Annotated in this window: 11 protein-coding genes; all 11 read right to left on the reverse strand. The window is 43.0% G+C overall.

The window, feature by feature from the left end:
* Positions 1-61: 61 nt before the first annotated feature.
* Positions 62-859: a class B sortase gene (srtB, locus tag DWZ44_RS14745; protein WP_117805203.1), complete on the reverse strand. Its 798-nt coding sequence runs from the start codon at positions 857-859 to the stop codon at positions 62-64.
* 73 nt (positions 860-932) lie between these two features.
* A complete protein-coding gene (locus DWZ44_RS14750; protein WP_117805204.1) occupies positions 933-3,599 on the reverse strand; it encodes a SpaA isopeptide-forming pilin-related protein in 2,667 nt (888 codons plus the stop codon).
* Positions 3,596-5,005: a hypothetical protein gene (locus DWZ44_RS14755; protein ID WP_117805205.1), complete on the reverse strand. Its 1,410-nt coding sequence runs from the start codon at positions 5,003-5,005 to the stop codon at positions 3,596-3,598. Before DWZ44_RS14755 ends, DWZ44_RS14750 begins: the two co-directional genes overlap by 4 nt.
* Entirely contained in the window at positions 5,005-5,535 is a 531-nt protein-coding gene (locus tag DWZ44_RS14760; RefSeq protein WP_117805206.1) for a hypothetical protein, read from the reverse strand. The genes DWZ44_RS14755 and DWZ44_RS14760 overlap by 1 nt, the downstream gene beginning before the upstream one ends.
* Positions 5,536-5,598: 63 nt before the next feature.
* Positions 5,599-6,399 carry a TasA family protein gene (locus DWZ44_RS14765; protein ID WP_022461031.1) on the reverse strand — a complete coding sequence of 267 codons (801 nt, stop codon included), beginning with the start codon at positions 6,397-6,399 and terminating at the stop codon, positions 5,599-5,601.
* Positions 6,396-6,902 carry a signal peptidase I gene (locus DWZ44_RS14770; RefSeq protein ID WP_117805207.1) on the reverse strand — a complete coding sequence of 169 codons (507 nt, stop codon included), beginning with the start codon at positions 6,900-6,902 and terminating at the stop codon, positions 6,396-6,398. Before DWZ44_RS14770 ends, DWZ44_RS14765 begins: the two co-directional genes overlap by 4 nt.
* 636 nt (positions 6,903-7,538) lie before the next feature.
* On the reverse strand, positions 7,539-9,698 hold the full coding sequence (locus tag DWZ44_RS14775; RefSeq protein WP_117805208.1) for an Ig-like domain-containing protein: 2,160 nt from the start codon (positions 9,696-9,698) through the stop codon (positions 7,539-7,541).
* A 100-nt stretch (positions 9,699-9,798) separates the two neighbouring features.
* On the reverse strand, positions 9,799-10,128 hold the full coding sequence (locus tag DWZ44_RS14780; protein WP_055265160.1) for a hypothetical protein: 330 nt from the start codon (positions 10,126-10,128) through the stop codon (positions 9,799-9,801).
* Positions 10,129-10,242: 114 nt separating this feature from the next.
* On the reverse strand, positions 10,243-11,631 hold the full coding sequence (locus DWZ44_RS14785) for a leucine-rich repeat protein (RefSeq protein WP_117805209.1): 1,389 nt from the start codon (positions 11,629-11,631) through the stop codon (positions 10,243-10,245).
* Positions 11,632-11,649: 18 nt separating this feature from the next.
* Positions 11,650-12,771, reverse strand: a complete 1,122-nt coding sequence (locus DWZ44_RS14790) for a DUF6017 domain-containing protein (protein WP_117805210.1) — start codon at positions 12,769-12,771, stop codon at positions 11,650-11,652.
* A 213-nt stretch (positions 12,772-12,984) separates the two neighbouring features.
* On the reverse strand, positions 12,985-13,378 hold a 394-nt coding region (locus DWZ44_RS18535; RefSeq protein ID WP_207660236.1), incomplete at its 5' end, for a hypothetical protein.

Genomic DNA, 13,378 nt, shown 5'->3' on the forward strand with positions numbered 1-13,378 from the left:
TCCGGTTCCGCAGAGCAGCAGGCAAGCCAAAATCATACAAATTCTGGCTCTTACTTTTGCTTTAAGACGCTTCCTTTTCCGCATTCGCGACCTCTTTCTGGGCAACCGTAACGGCGTGTATAACCAATCTGTAAGGACTGGAGCCATCACCTACGCAGGTGGATAAAGTAAAAACTTTCTCCTTTCCGGTCGGGGCAATATTACAGTCATATTCCGCATTCTGTACGGTTTCTGCAATCCATTGTTTCCATTCCTCGCTGTCACCTTTATATCCCAGTGTAAAAACATCACTGTCATACCGGGTGCTGTATACGCTGTATATCGCACAGGTATAAGTAGTTTCCGGTGTATAAACATATACATAAGGATAAGTGTTCCGGAAGTCCTTATCATGGTACTTTTTCAGGCTTCCAAACATTTTCCCGGATGCCATGTTATGCCCATATAAAATAATGTGGCTTTCTTCGAAATCTGTTCCGGCAGTTGCAAAAATGGAACCAAGAATATTGCTTTCTCCTGTTACGGTATGGTTCAGGTAATAACTGTTGTCCTCTCCTAAAGCAACCGGATAATCAATGGGTGTTCCGGGAACTGTGATCCATGCCAAAATCTCAGGATTGATCTGCTGTAAATTCTGAAAATCAACTATTCTTTCCATATTCGGATCTGTTTCCTCTTCCGGCTCATCTGTAGTTGATTCTGTGTTTTCTTCATCTGTTGTATCCGGATTTTGGATATAGCCACTGATAAGGTTCTGCTGTTCCCGGTCGGTTTGTGCTTCCTGCAAAATCCGTGGAAGATAAGACGCACCCAGCAGACATAAAATTGCCAGCAGGACACACCCAGCAGCTTTTCGCATTTTCACACCTCCCTGTTCTTTAATGAAATACCCGTGTCAAACATTGACACGGGTATAAATCCGGTTTTGCTGGTTACTTTAACGGAATGATGTTCTTAACAGAAGTATCATGCGTTGTAGTTCCCCAGTCATCTTTCTGGTTTTCAAATGTGATGGATGTACCGGTTGGTTTCGCCTTTAAATTTGCATGTACGGAGAAAATTTTATCCGGAGCAACGCCCTTCGCCGGTTCCTGTAATTTTGAAATCTTTACATTCTCTGTTCCGGTAACGTTCACCAGATGATACCGCAGCACATCCTGTTCTGTTACTGTGTAGTCTTCTCCTACCGGGATTTTGTTCCAGGTGACAGAAAGTTCTACATATCCCTGTCCATCGGTATGTGAATTTACGTAATTTTCCGTGAACTCTACATAATTCTGGAAGGTACGGTCTTTTCCATTAATATCTTTTCCTTTTACGGTGAAGATAAAGGTTGGGTTTCCATGCGCCCAGGTAATATCGCTTGCTTTAATTTTCTTTACTATGGTAAGGTCTGCATAGCGCATATCCTTCATGGTGATAGTCTGCGTATCTGCTTTGCTTTCCAGCGTAAAGGTAATTGGATCAGCAAGTTTATAATGATCCGGGGCCTGATCCTCACATAAAGTATACTGACCCGGTTTCAGTTTTTCGATCCGGTGCGGTGTGCTTCCGGATGTCCAGCTTTCTACCAGACGGCCATTGCTATCCAGAAGAGAAAGTTTCGCTCCGGAAATGTTCTCTCCGGTACCGGAATCTACTTTTGCAAGATCCAGTTTTGTATAATCATTTTCTACCGTGATTGTCAGGTTTGACTGCCCATTGACTTTTCCGTCGGATACTGTGAAATCTTTCACTGCATTATCCAGTACGTATCCATCTTTGGTTGCCGTTTCCTGGTAATGCCAGGTTCCATCCTTCACACCATCAATCGTGATCCGTCCATTGCTATCTGTTTTCTGCGTTTTATCATAGCTCTTGTCATCATTCCAGATATGGAACGTAACACCTTCCATGACTGTGCCATCGTTTTTGCTTACTTTCTGCAGAACAAGCGCATTTTTCTGGTTCTGTACAGCTACATTGACGCTGGTATGGCTATCATCCAGGGTAACTGCATGTTCTGTAGTATCCAGGACGTATCCATCCGGGGCTGTTATTTCTTTGACAATGTACTGACCAAGTTCCAGCTGTTTGCTGGCTGCTGATCCATTGCCATCTGTAGTTACGGTATCAACTACCGTATTGGCAGCAACCAGGGTTGTACCTCCGGCTGTCTTAATATCCTTTGCAGCTTTGATTTCAAATACCGCACCGGAAAGTTTTTTATTATTCTCACCGGTTTTTGTGATTGTGATCTGACCGGTTTTTCTGGCATTTGTCGCATCCAGTGTTAAAGTAACAACACCTTCTTTTTCTGCTGTAAACTCATGTTCCCAGGTTCCGGTATATCCTGTCGGATTTTTGGTTTCTACTACTTTGAATTTTCCACCTTCTGAATCTTCTGCATGGAGATTTAATGCTCGATAAGCTTTATACTCATCTTTCCATTCGGCCTTGGTATACGTTACCCACTGGCCGCCTTGCATCTTGTAAACAGTGAATTCTGCGCCTTTTAGGGCTTCTCCTGTTGTTTCATCTGCCTTTTTGATGACAAGGTCAACATTTTTGGTCTGATGCATAACCATTTCTGATGTATAACCAAACTCAGAAGTATTCCATACGTGCCAATCTGTTGCCTCGGTCCGGCTTGATCCTTTCCATCCATTAAATATGGCATCCCCACCAGTAAATGTAAAGTCTTTTGGATATGATTGCACTGTGGTAAGTCCCTTACCTGGACCGTCCACATTTTGTATGGTTCCTCCATTATAAAAGACCATAGTCTGAGAATCGCCTTCATATGTGTAAGTAACCCATCCTTCCGGGTTATCCGGTGAAGTACCATCATCTGCATTTGAACCCTTTTTTGCTGACCAGATTGCATCCGTTCTTGCATCATAGATTAGACGATCATCAGCTTCCTTCGTGACATAAATGCCATCGACTTTTCCATCAATATAAAATCCCTGGGAATAGTCCAGATCAGATAAAGTGAAATGTCCCTTAACCTTAAGTGGATTTCCATTTTCATCGTAATATGAAAATCTTACCTTAATCCATTTCAAGCCTTTAATATCAATGACAGGAGTTGCACCGCCTTTTGTATTGTCTACAGAAACAACAACATTGTCTACATCTTCATATCCCGGATACCCGCTGATATTAGTATTCTGCCAGTCCAAAAACCAGATCCGCATGGTAACAGGTAAACCATTAGCATTGCCTACATTGGTATACTCTGCATACATCTTTCCTTTTAATCTTTCATACGGAATAAAAGAACGGGTATTTCCATTATCACCTATATCTGATAATGGCCACCATTTCGAACACACCTGTGCATATTTTTCACCATTAACGCAAAACTGATTATCCCATTTCGTACCATCTGTACTACCGAATGAAACCTTTGTGTTTGCTCCAATGACTGGCGTAAAATTGTAGGTTCCGTCAATCGTGCTGTTTGTATCTACCTTTTTTCCAATGCCAGAATCAACCACAGATGGTAACCCATCCATGCCTGCGCTGACAGCAAAAACATTTTCCGGGAAAGAAATTCCAGTTACCATCAAGGCTGCCATAAGCAGCCCTGACAGTGCCTTTTTCCATCGTTTCACAGTTTTTTCCTCCTCTCTTTCTTCTCTTTACGGGACAGTTTCACGGTTCCAAGAGCCGCTACCGCCGCAATTCCAAGAGGAACAAAAACGTATGGATCTGCAATACCGGTTTTTGGTGCCGTAGTCTGCGAAATGGCAGGGGACGGTTCGTTTTTGCCCGGTTCTTCAGCACCCTGTACACGGAAAATCCAGTTTACCATGCTTTCCCGTTTTGCATATGCATTTTTCAGTTCTGCCGGTAACTGCAGCGTAAACTGTACCCGCGAATTTTTCCCTGTTTCCAGTGTTCCAAGACTGATTTCCTGATTCAGGGATGCAGCCTGCAAATCACCGTTATACAGGGTTTTTCCGTTTTGCGTGATCGTCAATTTAAACTGTTTTAAAAGGTCAAGTTCTTCATCCGTTAAATTTCCAGGCGTTTCCGTATGGAAGAAAAATTCGGCACTGGTTGCTGTCGTATTGGAAAGCTGAAAACTATCACTGATCGTATCGCCAGGCATTGCCGTCTGTAAATTTCTAAAGAAATCTTCCGGCGCAGCCACCAGCTTTCTGGCAGCCCCTTCATAAGTGACGGACATAGCGGTATACTGTTTTGTCACTTCTGTGATGCTGTTATCCGTCTCATGTACGCACTGTTCAATTTCCGTATCGCCCCATGGGGATTCCGAATTAAAATCCGGTGTAAAGTTTGCTGCCTGCACCGCTTCTGCGGTCACAGTAAGTCCAAGAACCCTGTCCTGTGCTTTTGATGTCCACGCTGCAGGAATCGTTACGTTCTGGAAAAAGTCTGCGGATTCTCCGTTTTTCAACGGCTGCGTATAGTAATAATACTCACCCTGTTTTACCCATTCACCGGAAATTCCATCCAGTTCTTCATCACTCAGAACATACTCCGCAGGCGTTTCCTTATCCTGATCCACCGAAGGTGTTTCTGTAGGTTCAGGCGTTGGTTCCGGTTTTTCTGGCTCTTCTGGTGCTGGTGTTACTTCCGTTTCGGCATTTTCTGTCGTTTCCTGTGCTGTCTCTTCTGTTGCTTCCGGCGTTTCATTCGGGTCTGCATCCGTTTTGGAATCTTCCTCTGGCTTTTCCGTGTCAACGTTTGACACGGAATCCGATGCCTCTCCGGAATAAGTGGTTTTCACCCGGATGTAGCAGGTTTCCGCATAATTCGTGATACGAGGAATCTTTGAAATGCTCTGGGATGGAAGCACAATTCCATCTGCAGGTCCTTCGTAAACTTTTTCCGTATCACCATCTTTTTCGTATTCCTGGATTCCAATGTTTACATCACCGGTGCTGATGTGGTTTGTAACGGTAACGCTGTCCTGATAGTAAGCATATGATCCACTGATGGTACTTACTGCCGTGACCAGAATTCCGGCTGCTATTGCAATTTTCCTTTTCATTACTGGCCACCTCCTCCAAACCGTTTCCATGCTTCCTGATAAGAAGTGTATTCCTTCTGACCATCTGTTGTCTGAACGGATTCCTCGTAAACTGTTACTTCCAGGTTATCCTGCTCATATTCATCTGCAACAGTAACCCCCGTAAACAGATAAGTTGTTGTTCCTCCAACCGGAACAGCTTTTTTATAATAGTAATAGCCATCATTTCCCTTGACCCAGTTTGTGGTATCAAGTCCCGTGAACTCTTTTACAGGTTCACTGCATGTAATATATGCCCGGACATAGCAAGGTACATCTCCTGTATTTTTTGCCCTGACTTTTTTTACTACTGATCCGCTGGATGGAACCGGTGTCGGTGTCGGAAAATCCTCATCCGGAATAATGGTGTTATTTCCGGTTCTGATAATGTTTACTACTTCATCATGGTCCGTCTGGTAAGCAGAAGATCCCGATATTGCGGTGGCTGCTGCAAGAAAACCGCAGCAGCACATTCCGGCAATGGACAGCATTCGTTTTTTCTTTTTTTTCATGCTGTTTTCCCTTCTTTTTCAGAATAGTCCGGATGGCTTTCCGGACTGTTCTGAAAAGTATTCTTATGATAAAGTGTTGTTTCCATCCTGTTCCGGCTCAACCTGAACATCATCTGGGGTATTTGTTTTGTTTTCATCCGATGCTGCATTTCCGTTTCCATCAACGGTTGTAACCCCATTATTTCCGCTTTCGTCAGACTGCGGAGTCGTGATCTGTCCTGCCTGGCCCTGGTTCTGCAGTTCATATTTTTTCCATGCGGAAGCTGCTTTCTGTGGAATCGTGGTTCCTTCTCCGGTGTTGAGTTCCTGGATTGCATAGTAATGTACCGGCACATTCAGATCTTTTCCATCCAGCTGTCCCTCTACAATATTGGCAGCTGTCAGGCTTGTAAAGATCGGATCTGTTGTTTTTCCCGGTGCAAGTATTTCGTTATAGCTGTAGGTGTAAACCATATTATCTCCTACACGCTTGTTGTACATCAGAGTCCATTTCTTAGAAACATTGTTCATAGAGAACAGCTCTGTATCTTTTGCAACGCCTCCATTCAAACGGTTACCTGCAGCATTAACAGTAATCACCTTTGCAATCGGGATAGAAACATCCAGATATACATAAGCATCATTTTTTCCAACATTTTCGATCTGCGGGTCTTTTTTGATCACCTGGGTCGGAACGATATTGTTGGTTTTTCCATCATTATCCGGTGTGTAGTTCGGCTCATGGCCAACGATGTCTACTTTACCTACAGAAAATTTGTTGGTTACAGAATCATGATCTGTCAGATATGCCATGGATGATCCAACGGCCAGTGCTCCGCACAGTGCTGCAGCTGTAAAAAATGCTGCTACTTTTTTCTTTGTCATAATCGTAATTCTCCTTTTTTTCTTTTTGTTTTTTTTACCTGTTCCCGTTCCTTTGGTTCAGGTCTTTTCTCCGGAAAACAGAAAACCAGAAGCATGAACAGCGCCAGAAAACCTACGGTAAGAAACATGTGATTTTTTGCCCACATAAATCCGTATCCAAGATATGGAATGCAGAACAGGTATGTTCCACGTATATTTTCTACCGGAATGGTTCCGGAATCCGGATCTGTGTTTGCATCCCCTTTTGTCTTATATCCTTCTTCTGTTTTTGACAGAATCCGGTGTGTCACCAGATCCCCGTGCCTCTCAAACGTAGCAATATTTCCTGGACGTACATCCCTCTTCGATGAATCCACAACTGCCACTGATCCTGTGGGAATCACAGGTTCCATAGAACCTGACAGAATCACATAACCCCTTAAATCACGGCACTGATAACAGGTAATACCAAGCACCATACAAACCAGAATCCATAGGAATGCGTGTATTACTTTTGTTTTCATTTTTCCTCTCTCTCCTTTTTTACTTTTTGTTGCCACTTCTTCCGTGCAACGGCATCACCCCCTAAAAATGGGCATAAAAAATGCACCAGCCCATGAAAACCATGTTCTGATGCATGAAAGCCCATATTCCTTTTTTTTGTGTCAATCATTGACACGAGCAATTGAAAGATTTTTTTGTCCTACCTGCTGTCCCTTCTGTTTTCCTTCTTTTGCAAGTATAACATAGCATACCTTTCTGCGACGTGCAATATGACATTTTTTTGAAAAACATGACATTTTTTCAAAAGATATGACATTTTTTCAAAAGATATGACATTTTTTCAAAAAAGATGACATTTTTATAACTGCCTTTTTTTCTAAAAAAGGGATGCACAAAGTTCTGCGCATCCCCCGTACTGCTTGACTTTTTTCGTCCGGCAGCTTATAATCAAATCAGAAGCAATCAAGGATATACCAGTGTCGGTGGTTGCCTTTCTGAAATAATCTAAATTATTACAAAGAGCAACAAGAGACATAGGCTATCCCCTATCACGTTCTGATCTGATTAGATTCAGTATAGCATATCATCGACTATTTTACTACCTCTTCGACATACAAATCCCCTCTCGCAATTCGTCTACGAGAGGGGATTCTTTTTTATCGGATAAAGTAGTTTGTAATCTGATAATAATCGTTTTCTGTCATGCCGAGTACATCACTCATACCATCGTCCATATGTTCCCAGGTTGTTGCATAATCATAATCTTGATCTGAGAAGGAAAATACAGCTGAGAAATTCACAATCTTTCTTCCGTTATACTCCTGCGGTTGTCCATACATTACAGCGATTGCTCCATATGCATTATAATCATCCATCTGGTTTGCTTTATGGCCTGGAGAGGACATCCAAAGGTTGAAGATCTGGCGGGCAAGATCATCGGAATCTGTATATGACAGACCACCGCCGCAGCCGTTCTGTCTGCCACCATGCAGGGCCAGATTATCAGAAGTTCCGTATCCTGGCTGTGTGATTGATCTCATGATATGGTATCCGGCAGCGGCAACGCTTCTCGGATAACAATGCTTATCATCCCAGATCATGGCTGCGTGTCCTTCTTTGACACGTTCTTCATTTACCAGATCGAAAATCTTTCTGGAAACTTCCTGATCGTAAACGGTCATTCCAAGAGCCTCTTCGTTGGTGTATGGGATATTAATTTTTACTTCTACGTATCTTCCAACAACACCTCCGTTTGGCTTAGATCCCATTGCATCAGCTGAGATAATAACTTTTCGCATACCATTTTTTTTATGAACCGTTACAAGTCCATTTTCATCTACGCTTGCTACTTCTGGATCATCCGAAGTCCATTTTACCGCTTTGTTGGTTGCATTTTCCGGATATACGGTTGCGGCCAGCTGCAGTGTCTGTCCAACTTCAGTTAATTCCAGATTACTGTTCGGTGTAATTGTTACGCTTGTTGCATAAACGGTTTCTGCTGGTGTCTCTGTTGGCTTCGGTGTCTCTGTCGGCTTTGGCGTTTCCGTCGGTTTTGGTGTCTCCGTTGGTTTTGGTGTCTCCGTTGGTTTTGGTGTCTCCGTTGGTTTTGGCGTTTCTGTCGGTTTCGGTGTTTCTGTCGGTTTTGCTGCTGGTTTTGTTGTAAGCGCACCGTCTTTTCCGTAGTAATTTCCGTTTACCGTCTGATCCGTTACCATCTTACAGTCTGATCGGAAATAATATGTCTTTCCGGAAATTTTCATCTGCATATCCTTGCAGGCTCCGCCCCAGCTCCGGATATAGTATTTTGCTCCGTTTTCTTCTTTCCAGCATCCGGAAAGCATAACTCCGTTTCCGTCCACAAAATACAGGTTATCTTTGTATGTAAAGCTTGTGTTCACTGCCATGGTGCTGTCTGCCTGGAACCAGTACCATTTTCCTCCGGTTTTCAGCCACTCATTCTGATAGGCTGCACCGTTATCATGCAGGTAATATTTTTTCCCGTTCCAAGTCTGCCAGCAGTTTTTATAAGCTCCGCCCCAGCTGCAGAAGAAATAGGTTTTTCCCCCGTCCGTGAAAGATTCATTTGCTTTCATAGTTCCGTCTGCGTTCAGATAGTAACGGTTATTGTCCCAGGTCTGCCAACCCGTTGCAATTTTTCCATCTTTTGCCAGTTTCCACTGTCCATCCATCACGATCCACTGCATGTTGGTTACTTCTGCAGCACTATTGAAGGTATACGAACGTCCATTGATCTTTGCAGACCGGCTTTTATAGGCTCCACCCCAGCTGCAGAGATAGCGGATTTTTCCGGTATCATCCAGTCTCCACTCATTGGAGCGCATACTTCCATCACTATTCATGTAGTATTTATTTCCATCCCAGGTCTGCCAGCCCGTTGCAATTTTTCCGTCTTTCACCAGATACCATTTTCCGCCTTTTACAACCCACTGAGAACCCTGTACCTTACTGTCTGCACCGAATGTATAACTTCTGCCGTTGATTCTTGCCTTGCAGTTCAGGTAAGCACCACCCCAGCTGCGGAAGTAGTAAACCGATCCATCCGTATCAATCATCCACTCATTGGCTTTCATGGTTCCGTCTGCATTCAGATAATATTTTTTTCCATCCCAGGTCTGCCAGCCGGTCTGTTTTACACCGTCTTTGTAAAAATACCAGGTTCCGGACTCCTGCGTCCATCCGGTTTTTCCAGCTGCCTGTACTGTCTGGGCAGAAACGGTTGGGAACATATTTGTTGCGGCCGGTGTGCCTACTGCCAGGCTCAGGCCAAGAAGTACCATTGCGATTCTTTTTCTCATACTTTTTTCCTCCGTCCGTGTCAAACATTGACACCGATTTTTCTGTTTGAATTCCGTGTCAACGTTTGACACGGGATTCCTTGTTTTGTTATTTCACTTTTTATTCCGGAATTTCTTCCAGAAGTTCCCCGGTATAATCTTCCCGTTTTCCGAGTTTTACGGCATCGTCCAGTTCGGACTGTTCCATGCATACACTTCCGATCGGGTGGATTCCTGGATCACAAAGAATCAGATACAGATTTCCCTGGTAATCTTCCGCTACATCACCATCCTGCCGGTAGCCAACAAACTCATGCTCAATCGGTATTTCTTCCGGATGCTCCAGATAGAATGGATCAAGCTCTCCCCAGTCCAGTGTGGAAAAATTGAAGTCCGGAAAACGTTCTGCTATTACTTTTTCTGCATTTTTTCGAAGCTCTTTCATGTCCATATGGTTTCTCCCCATTTTTCATTTTTTGGAATCATATTATCATATTACCTTTCCAATTCCGTAATTACAAGAGTCTTTTGCTATTTTTCATATTGCATTTTTATTACATTCTAATCACCCCTCTGTTTTATCTGCATTTGTTGTTATTGTAATATGGCTTCCGCTGCTGAATGCGGCTTCCATAGATGCCTTTAATGCGTTCAGGATTTCATCTGCACTTTTTGTTCCCCCGTAGAAGCCCGTATTGGCCGTTTCCTGCGATTTTTCTGCATCGTACCGTAAAATGATCGTAAGTCCTGTTCCAGCCGTTGCAGCGTCCGAAAACGAGTTTGAAAGGGTTGTCCTGGATGTACAGGAAACGGTAAGTGTTCCACTCAGGAACTTACAGCCGGAAAACAGGTTCCCGCTATCCGTACAGGAAGATGGGATTTCACCGGTTATGGATTCCAGTGCGGTACATCCGAAAAAACTGCTGTTCATTTTCTGTGCAGCTGATGGGATATGCACTTCTTTCAGGTTGACGCAGCCATTGCAGATATTCGAGAGTTCCTTCGCACTGTCCGGAATCTGGACAGATGCCAGAGCCATACAGCCGTAATACATGGAATCCATGTTCTCCAGCTGCATACAGGCTGTTGTATCGGCTCCCTCGATCAGTGCCGTATCACCGTAAAATGCTTTTTTTGCCTGTTTTATATTTCCTGGAAGTTCCATGGCCTTTTCCAGTGCGATACACCCTTCTGCGCAGGATGTAATATCTTCCAGCCGGACCGCACCAGACATATCCGGCATACTGGTCATCGCCGTAGCATTCTTGAATGTTTCCACCATGCTTCTCACTGTATCCGGGATGCGGCACAATGTTTCCAGGTATTCGTCATTTCCTGTAAACCAGTAGTCCATGCTTTCCACTTCTGCCTCCGGATCAATCCAGGTCAGCCGTTTAACAGAATATTTCTTCCATGGCGCAGAATCTGATTTGAAATTCCGGACGCTTCCTTTTCCGGCTATTTCTAGATCCCCGTTGGAATACAGGATAGCCTCCACATCATCTGGATTTTCTCTGCCGATTTTATACCTAGCACTTTCATCACGGTCAATAAGCACTGTTATCTCTGCCTTGATATCCGGATATGCCTTGGAGGAAACCTCTACGGTAACACTGTGGCCATGTGCCGGCACTTTAGCCGGTGACACGCTGTATGTATCTGCATCCAGAAGCTGTTTCTTTTTCCCGGATATTCCGTATACGCGGAAATTTTTTTCTGAAATCCTACTTCCGGCAGCATAGCTTTTCTCTGCAGCTTCCACCTTGATCGTTTCCGGTTTTTCCGGTGCAGCTTCTTTTCGAAATTTTGGCAGTACCAAAAATACGACTCCAACAAGAATCAGCAAAATAACAGCAATCAACGCTATGATCCACAAGCTGCTTTTCTTTTTCTGCCTTTTTTTCTCTGGCTGTTTTTTTGATACGGCCATTTTTACTCTTTTTCCTTTTCCCATATTTCTCTTCCTTTCGTTTTACTTTTGCCTGTTATCCGGTGCCAAATCACAATTAGCCAGATTGGTATAATAATTCTGGATGGTCATTGGCGCATTATACAGTGCCGTCAAAAGATACGCCTTAATATTCCCGATTTTCTTTTCCGTATTGTGCAGGCACTTCAGGATATAACAGATGTGATCTTTATCCAGCTTCAGGAACATGCTTTTTACAATCGGAACAGGACGTTCCTTTCCTCCAATCCGGATTGTTCCTGTATCCGGCAGCATTAGGGTTTCTACAATCAGATCGACCAGTTCATCCACTTCCTGCTTGTTATAGATCGGCGGGTAGTTCTCGTAATCAATATTTTTCCGAATCAGTTCCCGGTAGGCAGATATCCGATCCATCATATCCATCCCATCTCTTTTTGTTCCCCGCTTTATATTATTCATCTTTGATTGATAGGATATGATATGATTATCTATATCATTTTCTTTAATTGGTATATCTTTAATTATTTGTGGTTGAAAATCCGTATACGGAAAATCGGTTTCCGTAAAATCCTGATATGGCTGTACCGGATCTGGATTTTTCGTATACCGGTTTTCCATTTCCGTAAAATCCCGACATGGATTTTCTTTCGATAAATGCTGGGATTGTAAGTCTTTTTCACCTTGCTTCTCTGGTTGTTCCTGCTTTTCTGAATGGACTTTTTTTAATTTTTGTAATTCCTCATTTCTGCTTGTTTTCTGAGACGTACTTTTTTCTTCTTTCATTCCTTCCTGCATTCGTTCGGCTACTTCTCGCTGCATTTTCTGAATGATCTGTTCATGGCCTTTTGGATTTTCTATATCTTCTAATTGGCCAGGATACTCCAAAAAAATGTATTCCACACCCTGAAATCTTCCATTCTCCCTATATTCCATTCTACTCAGATATCCATTCTCCTCTAACTCTTTCAGCGCAGACATGACTGCACTCTTTCCTTCTTTTACGATAGCTGTCAAACCGGATACCGAATATTTCCAGTCTGCAGGAAGGGATAATACCAAAGACAGCAATCCGCTTGCCTTTAGGGAAAGATTCATGTCGCGTAAATGATAATTTGACATCATCGTATAACCATCTATTTTTTGGATTCTTTTGTAGACTGCCATAGTAAAAACCTCCTGTTTCTAGCCTTTTGCGATCCGTAGCCCCATTTTCGTCACTGCGTCACAATTTACACCCTTATTTTGATTTTTTTGTCTGCCTGGTACTTTTACCATACCAGGCAGTTTTGTCCATTCTGCAAGCTCTGACACGTTTACAACTGGGGTTATCCATTTTTCTACGTGGTCACTGTGCTTCCGCAAGATGTATGATACATTTTACTCAATTACCTGGTAATATACCGTAACGAAATTTCCGTTTTTTTCCCGGACAACACTTTTTTTTATGTATTGCTTTTCGATCAGTTTTTTTAAACCGGATCGTACAGCATCTGCTTTATCTTTTCCAGATTCCACTAACTGATCCACGTTCATGGTTTCGTTCAGGTAGATTGCTGTATACAATCCTTTTTCTTTGAATGATAACATATTATCATCGTATACTTTTTCTATCATATATTTTTCCTCGTTCTTAAGCACGCTGTAGTCTTTTTGTTTTTCATAAATATCAGTAATATGACATATTTCAATCCTCCAAAATCTCATTAAATTGTGCTGGCATGTCGTGCAGGCTGTAACCGTTTCTGTTCTCCAAAACATTTTCCATCTAAAT

It is taken from the genome of Blautia sp. AF32-4BH (genome assembly GCF_003460565.1).
Taxonomy (GTDB): Bacteria; Bacillota; Clostridia; order Lachnospirales; family Lachnospiraceae; genus Fusicatenibacter; species Fusicatenibacter saccharivorans.